This window comes from Ruegeria atlantica (genome assembly GCF_001458195.1).
Taxonomy (GTDB): domain Bacteria; phylum Pseudomonadota; class Alphaproteobacteria; order Rhodobacterales; family Rhodobacteraceae; genus Ruegeria; species Ruegeria atlantica.
Genome location: NZ_CYPU01000007.1, coordinates 67683 through 81763, shown reverse-complemented (window position 1 = coordinate 81763; position 14081 = coordinate 67683). Strand labels below are relative to the sequence as shown.

The 14081-nt window shown below is 57.6% G+C and carries 15 protein-coding genes; 6 read left to right on the top strand and 9 right to left on the bottom strand.

All coding sequences use genetic code 11. The annotated features are described in order from the left end of the window. The first annotated feature begins 95 nt into the window (after positions 1-95). The 4 genes from RUA4292_RS01405 to RUA4292_RS01390 all read left to right on the top strand — a co-directional run bounded on the left by RUA4292_RS01405 (position 96) and on the right by RUA4292_RS01390 (position 2589). Positions 96-509, top strand: coding sequence for an Hsp20 family protein (locus RUA4292_RS01405; protein WP_058275985.1), 414 nt, complete (start codon positions 96-98; stop codon positions 507-509). Positions 510-514: 5 nt separating this feature from the next. Then, a complete protein-coding gene (locus RUA4292_RS01400; protein ID WP_058275984.1) occupies positions 515-739 on the top strand; it encodes a DUF1150 family protein in 225 nt (74 codons plus the stop codon). Positions 740-835: 96 nt separating this feature from the next. Next, positions 836-1723 (top strand): PhzF family phenazine biosynthesis protein, encoded by an 888-nt coding sequence (locus RUA4292_RS01395; protein WP_058275983.1) that lies wholly within the window; start codon positions 836-838, stop codon positions 1721-1723. Beyond that, positions 1720-2589, top strand: a complete 870-nt coding sequence (locus RUA4292_RS01390; protein WP_058275982.1) for a glycosyltransferase family 10 fucosyltransferase — start codon at positions 1720-1722, stop codon at positions 2587-2589. Before RUA4292_RS01395 ends, RUA4292_RS01390 begins: the two co-directional genes overlap by 4 nt. On the opposite strand, the gene RUA4292_RS01385 is transcribed toward RUA4292_RS01390, so the two are convergent. The 5 genes from RUA4292_RS01385 to trxB form a co-directional block, all read right to left on the bottom strand. Next, positions 2586-3443, bottom strand: coding sequence for a hypothetical protein (locus RUA4292_RS01385; protein ID WP_058275981.1), 858 nt, complete (start codon positions 3441-3443; stop codon positions 2586-2588). The genes RUA4292_RS01390 and RUA4292_RS01385 overlap by 4 nt on opposite strands. A 111-nt stretch (positions 3444-3554) precedes the next feature. Beyond that, positions 3555-5273, bottom strand: coding sequence for a bifunctional sulfate adenylyltransferase/adenylylsulfate kinase (locus RUA4292_RS01380; RefSeq protein WP_058275980.1), 1719 nt, complete (start codon positions 5271-5273; stop codon positions 3555-3557). Between the two features lie 206 nt (positions 5274-5479). Continuing rightward, the gene (locus tag RUA4292_RS01375; RefSeq protein ID WP_058275979.1) at positions 5480-7150 is read right to left on the bottom strand and encodes an adenylate/guanylate cyclase domain-containing protein; all 1671 of its coding nucleotides are present in this window, start codon (positions 7148-7150) and stop codon (positions 5480-5482) included. 75 nt (positions 7151-7225) lie between these two features. Further along, positions 7226-7678 carry an RES family NAD+ phosphorylase gene (locus RUA4292_RS01370; protein ID WP_082636951.1) on the bottom strand — a complete coding sequence of 151 codons (453 nt, stop codon included), beginning with the start codon at positions 7676-7678 and terminating at the stop codon, positions 7226-7228. Positions 7679-7682: 4 nt separating this feature from the next. After that, positions 7683-8624 carry a thioredoxin-disulfide reductase gene (gene trxB / locus RUA4292_RS01365; protein ID WP_058275977.1) on the bottom strand — a complete coding sequence of 314 codons (942 nt, stop codon included), beginning with the start codon at positions 8622-8624 and terminating at the stop codon, positions 7683-7685. A 226-nt stretch (positions 8625-8850) separates the two neighbouring features. On the opposite strand from trxB, the gene RUA4292_RS01360 reads away from it, so the two are divergent. Next, positions 8851-9351 carry an Lrp/AsnC family transcriptional regulator gene (locus RUA4292_RS01360; RefSeq protein WP_058275538.1) on the top strand — a complete coding sequence of 167 codons (501 nt, stop codon included), beginning with the start codon at positions 8851-8853 and terminating at the stop codon, positions 9349-9351. A 116-nt stretch (positions 9352-9467) separates the two neighbouring features. Here RUA4292_RS01360 and RUA4292_RS01355 read toward each other — a convergent pair whose 3' ends face one another. The 4 genes from RUA4292_RS01355 to lgt all read right to left on the bottom strand — a co-directional run bounded on the left by RUA4292_RS01355 (position 9468) and on the right by lgt (position 13685). Further along, on the bottom strand, positions 9468-10250 hold the full coding sequence (locus tag RUA4292_RS01355; protein WP_058275976.1) for a Hint domain-containing protein: 783 nt from the start codon (positions 10248-10250) through the stop codon (positions 9468-9470). Between the two features lie 728 nt (positions 10251-10978). Next, positions 10979-11737, bottom strand: a complete 759-nt coding sequence (gene pgeF, locus RUA4292_RS01350) for a peptidoglycan editing factor PgeF (RefSeq protein ID WP_058275975.1) — start codon at positions 11735-11737, stop codon at positions 10979-10981. Further along, the gene (locus RUA4292_RS01345) at positions 11734-12801 is read right to left on the bottom strand and encodes a class I SAM-dependent methyltransferase (protein WP_058275974.1); all 1068 of its coding nucleotides are present in this window, start codon (positions 12799-12801) and stop codon (positions 11734-11736) included. Before RUA4292_RS01345 ends, pgeF begins: the two co-directional genes overlap by 4 nt. Then, a complete protein-coding gene (gene lgt / locus RUA4292_RS01340; protein ID WP_058275973.1) occupies positions 12798-13685 on the bottom strand; it encodes a prolipoprotein diacylglyceryl transferase in 888 nt (295 codons plus the stop codon). Before lgt ends, RUA4292_RS01345 begins: the two co-directional genes overlap by 4 nt. Before the next feature lie 97 nt (positions 13686-13782). Here lgt and RUA4292_RS01335 point away from each other — a divergent pair, with 97 nt between their 5' ends. After that, entirely contained in the window at positions 13783-14031 is a 249-nt protein-coding gene (locus RUA4292_RS01335; RefSeq protein WP_058275972.1) for an accessory factor UbiK family protein, read from the top strand. The last annotated feature ends 50 nt before the right edge of the window (positions 14032-14081 follow it).

Here is a 14081-nt window from a genome sequence, read left to right as displayed (position 1 = left end):
TGTGGACATCCCTGCATATTCCCATATTCTATCATACGCGGTTGCCAAAACGGGACCGCACCACACGTCGCTTTGGCAATAAAGGACGAAAATACGTGTCGAAACTTACTCTTGGCTCATACCCGCATCTTTTGGGGTTCGAGCAATTGGAACGCCTTCTGGAGCGGTCTGCAAAGGCCGGAAACGAAGGATACCCGCCCTATAACATCGAACAGACCTCGGATTTTTCCTATCGCATCACCCTGGCTGTGGCCGGTTTTGCGGAACAGGACCTGTCGATTACCATCGAGGATCGCCAACTGGTGATCCGAGGCCGTCAACGCGACGATAGCGAGGGGCGCATCTTTCTGCATCGCGGCATCGCGGCGCGTCAATTTCAGCGCATGTTTGTTCTGGCGGACGGCGTCGAGGTGGGCGAGGCGATCATGGAAAACGGTCTGCTGCATGTGGATCTGACCCGTGCCGTGCCTGAAAGCGTGGTTCACACAATCAATATACGGAAGGGGTAAGAGCAATGAATACGCCGATTGAAATCAACACCGAAGGCGACCGGATCGTTTATGTAAAAGCCGTCGATGTGGCTGACCTGCCGCGTGAAGTGCGCGAACAGGCTGGTGATCTGGATCAGCTCTACGCTGTGCATGACTCGGATGGTCAGCAACTGGCCCTGGTCGCAGATCGCAAGCTGGCCTTTAATCTGGCGCGCGAACATGACTTTTCCCCGGTGGCCGTGCACTAAATCGGCCCCCGCAGCGTGTGATTTTCCCGTGACATCCGCCGCCCCACGGGTGAGATATGCGAACCAATACGGGTTCGCAGGGCGGAGGCACCAAACATGAGTTGGTTTGATTTTGACTGGGTGGACGCATTCAGCGACCGCGCCTTTGGCGGCAATGGATGCGCCGTGGTGCATGGTGGGGCCGTCCTACCCAAAGATGTCTGCACGGCTTACGTGCGCGAAACGTCCTTGGTCGAATGTACCTTTACCGGGCCGTCTGACGTGGCCGACTTCCAAGTGCGCTATTTTCTGGCCAGCCGTGAAATCCCTTTTGCGGGTCATCCAACCATTGCCACTGTCGCGGCGATGCGGTCGCGTGGGCTGTTTCAGGGGGATGCACTGACACTGGACACCGGGGCAGGGATCGTTTCCATCCAACTCAATGGTGATGAGATTGAGATGACGCAGGTTGCCCCGCAATTTGGTGCGATGGTTCCTGCCGATCTGGTTGCCGCCGCCATCAGCCTGCCGGAAAGCGCGATCATCTCCCCACCTCAGATGGTATCCACAGGGTTGCCCTTTTGTGTCACCGTATTGCGCGATCATGAAGCCTTGCGCGCCGCGAAGTTGGTTGAAGGACCTTTGCGAAAAGTGATCGAAGCAGGCGGGTATTCGGGGTCGGATATGGCCGAGCCCTTCCTTGTAACGCTGGAAGGTGCGACCGAGGCGGGCAACACATTCTCACGTCTGTTGATGCTGCCGCCCAGCCCACCCGAGGATCCGTTCACGGGATCCGCGACCGGGGCGATGGCAGCTTATCTGTGGAAGTATGGCTTGATGCCCAAAGATACGTTTACGGCAGAACAGGGCCACGACTTGGGCCGCCCCGGCCAAGCGACCGTTAAACGCGTTGGACCCGCCGATGCGATGACCGGTATCAAGGTGGCGGGTCGCGGCCATATTCTAATGCGCGGTCAGGTCAATTTTCCCGGGCAACTGTCATGACCGAACCCGCGATCGCCATCCTGCCTTACGGGCATCGGTTAGGGCCGAAACTGGCTTCGGTTCCATTGTCCGATCTGATCTGGCCCGAAGGATGCCCCGAGCGCTTGACGGGCAAAACGGTTGGCGATCTTGAGCGTACTGACCACCTGATCATGTATCCCAATTCTACCGTGCATTTGCGCCTGCGCCGGGGCACCCGCGCCCGGATTTCGCTGATGATGGGCGAACCGTCGGCCATTCACGCCAAGCACGACAAGATGCTCCGCTACACTTGGCGGCGGTTTTTTCGGGTGATGACGTTTCATGATGTGCTGTTGCGCAACCTTCCCAATGCGGCGTTTCTGCCCTACGGGGTGACGATGGTGCCGGATTGGCGTGACCTCAACGAAGAGAAAACGAAATCCTGCTCGCTCATTGCCTCAGCCAAACGCGATCTGGAGGGGCACCAACTGCGCCATTCTGTGATTGACTGGGTGCGGGAAACGGGTGCTGACGTTGATATCATGGGGCGGGGATACACGCCATTTGACCGCAAATCCGACGGCTTGGCCCCGTATCGCTATTCCGTTGTGATCGAGAATGTTCGCGAGAAGAACTATTTCTCGGAAAAGCTGACAGATGCGATCTTATGCTCAACGGTCCCGATCTATTGGGGGTGCCCGAATATCGGGGACTTCATGGACGCAGCCGGTATGATCCTCTGTGAATCCGAGGCCGACATTCAGCGCGCGATCAACAGCCTGTCCGCTGACGACTATGCCGAACGCCTGCCGCATCTGAAAGCTGCGCAAAGCAAGGCGGCAGAGTTCGGTGACTTTGAAGGCCGTTCCGTGCGGACCCTGCGCGAACAGATAAACGCAGCCTAGTGGTCCGATGGCCGCGGGGCCAGCCACCCCACCGGCAAGATCGGATTCGCCGAGGCGTCGATCCCATGTCGAAGGCAAAGCCGCTGCAGATATGATCCGCTGACCGGCAGCCCGGCGGTTTTGCCTGCCATGAACTTTTTCTGATGTCCGTAGATGTGGACTGAATGCACCTTATCCCGTTCGATCTCGGCCGTGGAAATGCGCGGATCGTGAAGTTGCCATAGCTGATCCTTGTCCAAGGGATAGAACACTTCCGGCTGCATCGCGTGGCTGTCTTCGCCAGTCTGGCGCAGAAAGAACTCCAGCGCCTTGGGGCCAGAGCTGCCCCAAGGCAGTGTTTCAATGCCCCAGGTTTCACCGTTTCGGATGCGCCTGCGATTGTGTCTAAGCAGCCGACCGCCGCGCCAGGGCTGGGTTGGGTTGGCAGAGGTCACGAAGTCAATCCATAACGCCAGTGTCTCTGAACCTTCCGGCAGCCGCAGGACGCCGTTGGGAAACGTGCCTGATTGCGACGATCCGAAAACGTAAGACGAAGAAAAGTCGAATGGCTTGACGCAATAGGCATCCAGATCGGCCCAGACAAATGGGGTTTTCTGCATCAGCCGCAGCCGAAAGATGTCAGAAAATACTGCGACCCCCAACCGGTCTTCCGGTTTGAAATCAAATGGCGCGGGCCAGAGGATATCAGAAGCGGGCCGTATCTCGGCACCGCTAGGCACGCCTACGATGTCATGCACGGTATACAGGATAAACCGGTGACCGTTATCCAGATAGGATTGAATGCATAACGCCTCAAGCCAGCTCAGGTCTGACCCAAACCAGAAACTGGCAATTGCAGGCAGGTCGCGGGTCATGGGCACTCTGCGTTTTGGTTAGGGTTTGCATTTGCACCAATGCAGCGTGCGCTTGTCAATCCAACAAAAAAAGCGGCCACAGATGGCCGCTTTGCTTGTTCGTTGTAGCAATTAGGATGCTGCAATCAGACCCATGCTTTCCAGTTTCAGCAGAACCTGATGGGCGCAGTTATCGACCTCGACATTTTCGGTCTCGACGCTCAGTTCGGGGCTCGCGGGAACATCATAAGGGTCCGAGATTCCGGTGAACTCTTTGATTTTGCCTTCGCGGGCCAGCTTGTACAGTCCCTTGCGGTCGCGGCGTTCGCATTCCTCAATGGTGGTGGCCACGTGAACCTCGCAGAAGGCGCCGAATTGTTCGATCTCTTCCCGGACCGCACGGCGGGTCGTGGCGTAGGGCGCGATCGGGGCGCAGATTGCGATGCCGCCGTTCTTGGTGATCTCGCTGGCCACATAGCCAATGCGGCGAATGTTCAGGTCGCGGTGTTCCTTCGAAAAGCCCAGTTCGGACGACAGGTTTTTCCGGACGATGTCACCATCCAGCAAAGTAACCGGGCGGCCGCCCATCTCCATCAGTTTGACCATAAGCGCGTTGGCGATGGTGGATTTGCCCGAGCCCGAAAAGCCGGTGAAGAACACAGTAAAGCCCTGCTGGCTGCGCGGTGGGCGGGTCTTGCGCAATTCGGCGACAACCTCGGGAAAGCTGAACCATTCCGGGATCTCCAGACCTTCGGCCAGACGACGGCGTAACTCGGTGCCCGAGATATTCAGGATAGTGACATTGTCCTTATCCAAAATCTCATCGTTCGGCTCGTATTGCGCGCGTTCCTGCACAAAAACCATGTGTTTGAAGTCGACCATCTCGACGCCGATCTCATCTTGGCACTTGCGGAACAGATCCTGCGCATCGTAGGGGCCATAAAAATCTTCGCCCTGGCTGTTCTTGCCCGGGCCCGCATGGTCGCGACCCACGATGAAATGCGTGCAGCCGTGGTTTGCACGGATTAGCCCGTGCCAGACAGCCTCGCGCGGGCCGGCCATGCGCATTGCCAGGTTCAACAACGACATCGATGTGGTCGAGGCCGGGTATTTGTCCAGTACCGCCTCATAGCAGCGCACGCGGGTGAAATGATCTACGTCGCCCGGTTTGGTCATGCCCACGACCGGATGGATCAGCAGGTTGGCCTGCGCCTCTTTCGCGGCGCGGAACGTCAGTTCCTGGTGCGCGCGGTGCAGCGGGTTGCGGGTCTGGAACGCCACGATACGCCGCCAGCCGACCTTGCGGAAATAGGCGCGCAACTCGTTCGGAGTGTCGCGGCGCGCGCGGAAGTCATAATGAATTGGCTGCTGAATGCCGACCACAGGACCGCCCAGATAAACTTTGCCTGCCACATTGTGCAGATAGTTCACCGCCGGGTGGGCGTCGTCGTCTGCGCCAAAGACTTTTTCGGCCTCGCGCGCTTTGTCAGGCGTCCAGCGGTCCGTGACGGTCATTGTGCCCAAAATGACGCCTTCCTGATCACGCAAAGCGATGTCCTGGCCCAATTCGATTTTGTCGGCGAACGCTTCGTCTACGTCCAGAGTAATGGGCATCGGCCACAGTGTGCCGTCGGCCAGACGCATGTTCTCGACGACGTTGTCGTAGTCCGCCTCGCCTAGGAAACCTTTGAGAGGGTAGAACCCGCCGTTCATCAACAATTCCAGATCGCAGATCTGGCGCGGGCTCAGGTCCCAGCTGGTAAGATCTGCGGCTTCCACCTTCAGTTTCTGGGCTGAATCGTAGGACACGAACAATTCGGGGATTGGGGTCAGGTTACTTAACATCGTCATGGGAATACTCTTGTAAAAGTGCTGCTTTGACATTGATTAAGGGGCGTTTGCCCCGGCTTTTGGGAGAAGTCCATATACCTTGGTGAAACAAAGGACGATATGCGCGGTTTTTCCCCGCAATGGAAGGATATTCCGGTTTGTGTGGCAATCTGCGAAGCTGGTTCCCGAGGTGGGCAACAATTCCGCAGAATTGAGAGCGAGTGTTCTTATGCAGCAACACTGGCGTTCAGATCTGCAGCTTTGGGGACGGGCAGGGCAGGAATCGGGCGCGTCACGCCACGCAGGTCGAATGGGCGAACCTGCCGCATATCGCCGTCATATCCCGCCGCCAGCAACAACTCTTCCGAGACCAGAAGTTCGCAGCCCAGGTTCTTGGTTTCGGCCTCTAACCGGCTGGCCACGTTTACGGTGTCGCCGATGATTGTACGGGCGGCGTGGCCCGCGGCACCGATTTCACCCAGAACAAGGTCCCCCAGATGCAGGCCCATTCCGATGCGGATCCGAGGGCTGCCCTCTGTTTCCAGTTGCTGGTTGAAACGCTGCAAGGCAAGGCTGATATCAATGGCCGCTTTCATCCCTGCCCGAGCAGAGCTTTGGGCGTCGTTGGTTTCGAACACGGCCAACAGGCCGTCGCCCATGTATTTGTCGACCACTCCGCCCTCGGCCGTGATCGCGGGGACGATGGCGTCGAAAAAGCGGTTTAGCAGGAAAACGATGTCGTAGGGCAGTTGGCCAGCGGTGCGCGAGGTAAAGCCGCGCATGTCCAGAAACAGGACCGCCAATTGCCGTTCCTGACCCTGGCTTGCATGTGCCCGGTGTCGGGCGCCATCTGGGCGGAACATGCGAAACGCTGTGATCGGAGCCATCGGTCGGATTTGACATGCCAGCCGGGCACCCGCCGGGGCACTGACCGCAGCTAGGCTTCGGGCTTCGACCTCACCAGGTTCGGGCAGTTGATCCCCGCCCGCCTCGACAATCACGCGGCAGGTGGTGCAGCGCCCTTTGCCACCGCATAGCGCCGTGTGTGGAATGCCGTTGGCTTGGGAAATTTCAAGCAGGGTCATCCCTTTTTCAGCAACGACCTCAGGGCCTTGAGCGTACTTGACGCGCACGGAATGTCGGCGGCGCCACAGCTTGCGGATCGCAAATACCGCCAGGGATGCGCAAAGGGCCACCCAGAACGCCATGAGCGCATTGTCTTTTACGCTGAACAGGTGCTGGAAGTCTTCGGGAGAGGGCCAGTTGTAATGCTCGATATATTGTTCGCGCAAAAACGGGTCTGCAAAATCAGCCCAGATACGGCGCCCTTCCGTCAGCACTCCGGCAAGGGCAAATGTGGGAACAAACACAGCCAGGCCAATCAGATATGGCACCAGTTTGGGCCACCAGCGGGTCAGCCGCAGCCACATGTGCAGTCCGATACAGCCATGTACCCACACCACCAGCAACAACAGGCTTTGCATCCAGACCGCGTAGCTGGGCCACATCAGAACGATGATATAGCCCATTTCATCGTTCACATCGTAGACCGTGTTCGCATAACGCGTTTGCACGATATGCGAGATCAGCTGCAATGGGATCAACAACCCCAGAACCATCTGCAACCCTGTGCTGAACGGCATGCGCAAAGTCCGGCGCTGGCTGATCGAGTACAGGGCTAACCCCGAGTGAATCAAAAGAGCAGCATAGAGTATTATGCTGCCGACATCGTGACGTGTGATTACATGCCGGGCATTCTGCATGTCATGCAGGTAGTCCGTGTGAAACAGACCAAGGCCGATGTTGATGAAGTGAAAGAACGCAAAGGCGAACAGAACTAGGCCGCTGCCGATCCTCAGCCGGGTTGCCCACCCGCCTTGCCACAGAACAGTTTTCAATCAGATCACCTGCATTGGTCTCGCCTAAGGCCGAGTCTGATACGCTGCAGCTTAGCGGTCAAGCGCAGGTTGCGGCTAGGGCGGTGTCCAATCCGTTGGCGGCGTATTCACACGGATCAGCGAAAGCGATGGGTCGAACAGGACAATGTGGCTGAGTTCGGGGCGCGAGCGTGAGCTGTATAGCAACCCGTCAGCGCCTGCGTCACGCGCGCGGTCCGAGAACCTCCATGTCGGCGAGGTGCCCTGCTTGGCGTGAATGTCCTGCCAAACGACCGATGCCTCGCGCTGTCCACGTAAGTCGACCAGTTTTGCGCCTGTCACGGTTGCCCGCTGTAAGACCCGTGGCGGATCGCCCGCCGAGACATATCGCCGAATGGCAACTCCGGCACCTTCTGCGCTGAGCGATGCGTAAAGCGCCGTCTGCCCCGAGTAATGAAAACGCCCCTCCGGCGCCCTTGCAGGGGCCAAAGGGGCGTTCAATTGCGTCAGAAAGAGAATTCTCCAGGCCGGGCCAGAGAATTCCAGCATCAGATCAATCCTGTTCGGCCAGGAAACGCTCGGCGTCCAGTGCGGCCATGCATCCCATGCCGGCGCTGGTCACAGCCTGCCGGTAGATGTGGTCCGTCAGATCCCCGGCGGCAAAAACACCCGGCACCGAGGTCTCGGTCGAACCTGGCTTGGTCACGACATAGCCGCCCATATGGCTTTCCAGTGAGTCCTTGACCAGTTCATTGGCAGGTGCGTGTCCGATCGCGACAAAAACGCCTTTGCAGGGGATCTCGGTAATCTCGCTGGTCTTCACGTTTTTGACCCGCACACCTTCGACGCCCAGCGGGGCATCGGTGCCGGTCACTTCTTCCAACTCGTGGAACCACAGGGGTTCGATTTTTTCATGCTTCAGCAGCCGGTCCTGCAGGATCTTTTCCGCGCGCAGCTCATCACGACGATGGATCAAAGTGACCTTGCTGGCAAAATTGGTCAGAAACAGCGCCTCTTCGACGGCGGTGTTGCCGCCACCGATGACCACGATTTCTTGTCCGCGATAAAAGAAGCCGTCGCAGGTCGCGCAAGCCGAAACGCCAAAGCCCTTAAATTTCTCTTCCGACGGCAGACCCAGCCATTTGGCGCGCGCGCCGGTGGCCAGAATGACGGCATCTGCTGTGTAAACAGTGCCGCTGTCGCCGGTTGCGGTGAACGGGCGTTTGCTGAGGTCCAGATCGTTGATGATGTCACCGATGATTTCACAGCCCATCGCCTTGGCATGGTCCTGCATACGCACCATCAGGTCGGGGCCTTGAACCTCGGTGTCTCCGGGCCAGTTTTCGACCTCGGTCGTTGTGGTCAGCTGGCCGCCCGGCTCGATGCCCTGAACCAGAATCGGCTCCAGCATCGCGCGGCTTGCATAAACGCCGGCCGTGTAACCGGCCGGTCCCGATCCGATGATCAGAACCCTGGTGTGTCGTGTTTCGGCCATAGTACCCCCAACTCGATCTGCCTGATTGGGGCGCGTGGCCCCTGACGGATGGATATAGCGAGCGTCGCGCAGGGCTTAAACCCCCAACCTTTTGACAGGCAGTCATGCATTTGCGGCAAGGTGCCCAAAAAAAGAACATTGAAAATATAGAATATTGCGCAGGTGCGAAAGATAATTGCGCATTGGTCGGGTGCTGATATAACAACCGAAAAATTAGGAGCATTTCATGGTCGCGATACGGCTGGATGAGATTGACCGCAAGATTTTGGCAGAATTGCAGGCAGACGGTCGCATGACCAATGTCGAGTTGGCAAAACGCGTAGGTATTTCAGCGCCGCCTTGCCTGCGGCGCGTGCGTACGTTGGAAGAATCCGGGCTTATTCGCGGCTACCATGCCGATGTGAACTCACGCGAGTTGGGGTTCGAGGTTCAGGTCTTTGCCATGGTGGGGTTGGAAAGCCAGGCCGAATCCGAACTTAACGCATTTGAGGAACGCTGCCGCGAATGGCCGCTGGTTCGGGAATGCCACATGTTGAACGGCGAGGTGGACTTTATCCTGAAATGCGTCGCCCCCGACCTGAGCAGTTTTCAGCAGTTTCTGACGGGCGAGCTGCTGACTACGCCCAATGTAGCCAGCGTAAAAACATCGCTGGTTATTCGCGGCGCCAAGGACGAACCCGGCGTTCCCTTCGACGTTCTGGAAGAACGAATGAACCGGACGGCGTGAACATCATTCGCTTTTGATGCGGTTTTGACGGCGGCAGAAATGCTGCGACCGTCAATGATAGAACCCAACTAATTATCAGCTGCATAATGCCCCCACACTGCAGTTAGTTTTTGTTGTCACGCAGAAAGTGCATTTATCTCACCGTCTCCTGCGCGTGGTAGAACCAGTGGACCAAAATCGCTCAGCGATTCGATATGCGCAAACAAGTTCAAGTAGATCGATCTGAGCGATTGGCTGATCTGGCGTGCGGCATTGACACCCGGATGGTATGATTCGAATTGCAGGCCATCGACCTTGATGACCGAATGACGTTTCAGGCAGATGTGAAACAGCTCAATCGGGGTCGGCGGCAATGTTTCGATCACGCTCATACCGTCCTGGAATTCATGGACAGGGGTCAGAATCTCGCCCCCGTCGTGCAAATGGCGCAGATGCGCAGGTGTGCCCAGCAGACGAGCTGCGGGTCCCGCAATCACGCCGGACAACGGTTTTTGCATCCCAAATGTGTCAGCCGTGATCCGAGTTAGCGGGCGTGTTCGGCCACGCGAGTCCTCGCGTCCGGGAATCAGGGTCACCGATCCTTTCCAAAGCACTTTTTGCAAGGCACCGTCCTGTGTCAGAATCGAGTCGCCCGGCAGCAAATCTTCGATTGCCAATGGGCCATGTTCCGTTTCTACTAGGGATCCGCGTGTAAAGGCGCAGAACGCGTCTTCGAACATTGGCAATGCCGGGGCGATGTGACGGGTTTGCGAAACATCTCCGTTCGGCATCAAGGTGCTGACCTCATAGCGTCGCAACTGCGCCTTTGGTCTTGCTTTTGTCCTCGGGATTTCGCGCAGCATGGCCGAAGTTTCGACCGCAGTTCTGGCTGCGCGCGCGAAAGAATGTGGAATTGTCATTTTTATTCCGTCCCCTCTAAAACACCGCTCAGACGGGCAGAGCCCTCCGTACAGGGCAACCTGAATGGCATTGTTTTTGTCTTCGGGGAGACGGCGATCGCAGGTCGCACGCCTTGCAGACGTTGCAAGGCAAGGAATTTAAGCTTTTCTTTGGTCATCACGCTGACCCCCCAGACAAACTCACTAAACCGCAAGCGGCAATTGCCTGCGCACACACGCCCCTAAACCTGGCCGCTGGAAATTTCAGCGGTAGGTCACACACCGGCCCGGAGCACCCCTCCGATGTGTGTCTTGACCCTTGGAACCGGCAGCTTGGTTCCTTGGGCTTTTGGTCAGCGTTGGCGTGCCAAGCGGCGCGCTACCCTGACCGAATTGCTGGAAACCCGTTTCCACGGCATCTCCGGTGCTTGCTCTCTTGTGGCCGCAAGAACGGCATTGAGAAAGCGAAATTTAACCTTCATGTTTGTTCCTGCTCACGGTGTGGGCCATTGCCCGTTTCCCTTTGAAAGCCAATGTGGACTGCCAATACGGCACCGATAAGGCTGATCCGGGATGAATTCAGGAAAAGTGAAGGTCGGCAGTTCCTCTTCTTTCGAACCGTCACACACTGCTGGATAATCGACTGGTAAACACCTGAGCGCGGACAATAAAAGTGAAAATATCTCGACTCAGGTAGACACAAACAATATGGCAAAAAAGCGGCGTTTTTGCCACATTTGGGTCGCGCCCTATAATTTTATGGCGGAAATCAGGCGGCCATAATCGGCTTCTTTCGCGTGGGTGGAGCGGCGGTAGGAATAAAACCTGTCCGGGTCCGAATAGGTGCAGTGCCGCGTCCATTCGGCCTCACCCACCCCGGCTTGCCGCAATTTGTGCAGACCAAAGGCGGGCAGGTCGAACTGCAGCCGATCCCCATTGCCATTCGCAAAGAACCTGAGGTTTTCGGGTGAATCCGCCGCAAATTCATCCAGAAAATCTGGACCGACCTCATAGGCGTTTTGAGAAATCGTAGGACCAATGACAGCCACAGTGTTTTCCCGCTTTGCGCCCAATGCCTCCATCGCGTCCAGGGTTGCCTCCAATACACCGTCCAACGCTCCGCGCCACCCGGCATGAGCAGCCCCGATCACATTCGCGTCAGAATCGGCAAACAGGACCGGTTGGCAATCCGCTGTCAGAATCGTCAGTGCCAGTCCCGGGGTTGCGGTGACAACCGCATCCGCTTTGGGTTTGTCGCCATTTATCGGAGCGTCCACCGTCAGAACAGTTGGGGAATGCACTTGATGCACGCCAACCAAAGAGTCTGGGCTGACTTCCATCGCGGCGGCCACGCGCTGACGGTTCACCGCCACTGCTTCGGTTTGGTCAGACGAGCCATAGCCGCAGTTCAAACCCGCGAATATTCCGGAAGACGCACCGCCCCGACGGCTGAAGAATCCGTGGCGGACAGGCGATAAGATGTCCGAGGTCAGAATTTCCAATGTCATGGTTCCAGTCCCGGTGGAGGTGCAGCGTAAGAAGGATAGAGACCCAGTACTTTGAACAGATTTCCCATTTCCTCGGGATGCGTCAACCGGCGATGTGCAGCAATGAGCGTCTCAAGCTCAGACCCGCCGAGTGGCGCAGCCAGCGCCTGTGCGCGGGCCGTGATGCCCAACCGTTCCAGAAACATGCCCTGAGGTGTCAGCTTTGTATGGGCGCAACCGGCGGCCCGTGCGGCTATGGCAAGGGGCTCGAAATCTACATGCGCGGTCAGATCCGCCCGACCCGGAGCTTGCAGGGGATCAACACGTTCATGTGATTGCAAAGCTTGAAACGTGTCTCCCAGGGAATGCCAGTCACCGTAATCCACGATCAGACCCGCCCCGCCATAAGTGGCGATCCGCCCGGCGATCACGGTCAGGAACGGAATTGCGGCCGCGCAAAGTTCAACCAGATCGCCATCTTGGGTGTCTACCATGCGATCCGTCAGCGCGACCTGAGCCGTGTTCGGCCCCAGCCCATACGTCAGCGATTCGCCCTGCGCACCAATCAGACGTTCGCACCAGCCATCGCTGTCACGAATGAATTGGCGGACTGGCAGGGCATCAAAAAACTCGTTCGCCACCAAAAACAGGGGGGCTTGGGGCAGGGCGGTGAGCGTATCGATCCAACGCGGGTTGTGACCGCTCAGCGATTGCGCCTGCCTGTCCCGCAGGGCAGGGGAGGCTTCGAACAAAACAATTTCTGCGGCCTCGTGAAACCCGGATACGCTGCTGGTTGCGCGCAGGATATCCGCCATCAGGGTGCCGCGACCCGGTCCCAGCTCTGCAAGAATGAATCTGTCCGGCTTGTCCTGATCCATCCAGCTTTGCGCCAGTGCAAGCCCGATCATTTCTCCGAACATCTGGCTGATTTCCGGGGCGGTGGTGAAATCCCCCTGCGCACCCAGCGGATCATGGGTGGTGTAATACCCGAACTTAGGGTTCAGCAGGCATTCAGTCATGAAATCGGCCACGCTCATCGGGCCATTCAGCGCAATTTGCGCCAGTAGGTGATCCTTAAGGTTCATTGAGTGCGTCGCGCGCGCAGCGCAAACCACAGGCCAAGCGCGATCATTGGCAGCGACAGCATTTGCCCCATCGTCAAGCCGTAGCCGCCCACATGCCATGCCAGCCCCAGCGGATTCCCGGGCGAGACGAACTGTGCGTCAGGCTGACGAAAGAACTCAACAATGAAACGCGAGGCACCGTAACCTGCCAGAAATACACCCATCACCAGACCGGGCTTGTGAAACGCCCGACGTCGATAAGCCATCCACAGCAAAAGTGCGCCCAGCAACAAACCTTCCAGTGCTGCTTCATAAAGCTGCGAGGGGTGTCTGGCACACATCCCGGCCACAACACCCGGGCAGTCCTGTGCGGCACCACCTGGAAAGATCACCGCCCATGGAACGTCGCTGGGTCGCCCCCAAAGCTCGGCATTAGTGAAGTTCGCCAACCGCCCTAACAACAGCCCGGGCGGCACAGCATGTGCGATCAGATCAGCCAAAGACAATACCGGCACCTGGTAACGCCGAGCATAGAGATAGGACGCAACGACAACCCCCAGCAAACCACCATGGAAGGCCATGCCGCCCTGCCAGATCATCAAAATCTCTAGTGGATGCGATAAGTAATAGGCCGGTTGATAAAACAGAACGAACCCCAGTCGCCCGCCGAGAATCACCCCAAGGATGATCCAGGTGATCAGATCCTCAAGTTGCTGCGGTTTCATCGGTGGTGTTTGATCAGGCCAAAGGGCCGGACGCTTCAGTGCCGCAGTACCCAATCGCCATGCGATCAGAATACCTGCGATGTAGGCCAGCGCGTACCATCTAAGTGCGAACTCCATCCCGAACAGCGAGATCGAGAAAACTTCGGGCGAAAGGTCGGGGAAATTCAGAACAGCCTGCATGTGCGTCTCATTGCCCGGGGTTAGCGGGGCAAGTCAACCTTGAGCCCGGGCCATTCTTTACCCATATAGAGACCAACCGCGATACCGGAGTAAAGCCATGCAAACCCGTAACAAGATTCTTGATGACGTTTCCCAACTGATGACCAATGCCATGGGCGTGGCCCAAGGCGCGAAGGACGAGGCCGAAAACGCGATGAAGTCGATGATCGACCGCTGGCTGGCCGACCGCGATTTCGTCACGCGCGAAGAGTTTGATGCTGCGCGCGCCATGGCCCAGAAAGCGCGCGAAGAGAACGCAGATCTTGAGGCGCGTATTGCGGCGCTTGAAGCCAAGCTGGACAAATAAGTTCCGCACACTCGAGATTTTAAAAAAGAAAGCCGCCGCGCAATCCACGC

Excerpts from the sequence above, each read along its gene's own strand:
- RUA4292_RS01400 (WP_058275984.1), top strand. The coding sequence starts at position 515 with ATGAATACGCCGATTGAAATCAACACCGAAGGCGACCGGATCGTTTAT.
- RUA4292_RS01395 (WP_058275983.1), top strand. The coding sequence starts at position 836 with ATGAGTTGGTTTGATTTTGACTGGGTGGACGCATTCAGCGACCGCGCC.
- RUA4292_RS01390 (WP_058275982.1), top strand. The coding sequence starts at position 1,720 with ATGACCGAACCCGCGATCGCCATCCTGCCTTACGGGCATCGGTTAGGG.
- RUA4292_RS01385 (WP_058275981.1), bottom strand. The coding sequence starts at position 3,443 with ATGACCCGCGACCTGCCTGCAATTGCCAGTTTCTGGTTTGGGTCAGAC.
- RUA4292_RS01380 (WP_058275980.1), bottom strand. The coding sequence starts at position 5,273 with ATGACGATGTTAAGTAACCTGACCCCAATCCCCGAATTGTTCGTGTCC.
- RUA4292_RS01370 (WP_082636951.1), bottom strand. The coding sequence starts at position 7,678 with ATGCTGGAATTCTCTGGCCCGGCCTGGAGAATTCTCTTTCTGACGCAA.
- trxB (WP_058275977.1), bottom strand. The coding sequence starts at position 8,624 with ATGGCCGAAACACGACACACCAGGGTTCTGATCATCGGATCGGGACCG.
- RUA4292_RS01360 (WP_058275538.1), top strand. The coding sequence starts at position 8,851 with ATGGTCGCGATACGGCTGGATGAGATTGACCGCAAGATTTTGGCAGAA.
- RUA4292_RS01355 (WP_058275976.1), bottom strand. The coding sequence starts at position 10,250 with ATGACAATTCCACATTCTTTCGCGCGCGCAGCCAGAACTGCGGTCGAA.
- pgeF (WP_058275975.1), bottom strand. The coding sequence starts at position 11,737 with ATGACATTGGAAATTCTGACCTCGGACATCTTATCGCCTGTCCGCCAC.
- RUA4292_RS01345 (WP_058275974.1), bottom strand. The coding sequence starts at position 12,801 with ATGAACCTTAAGGATCACCTACTGGCGCAAATTGCGCTGAATGGCCCG.
- lgt (WP_058275973.1), bottom strand. The coding sequence starts at position 13,685 with ATGCAGGCTGTTCTGAATTTCCCCGACCTTTCGCCCGAAGTTTTCTCG.
- RUA4292_RS01335 (WP_058275972.1), top strand. The coding sequence starts at position 13,783 with ATGCAAACCCGTAACAAGATTCTTGATGACGTTTCCCAACTGATGACC.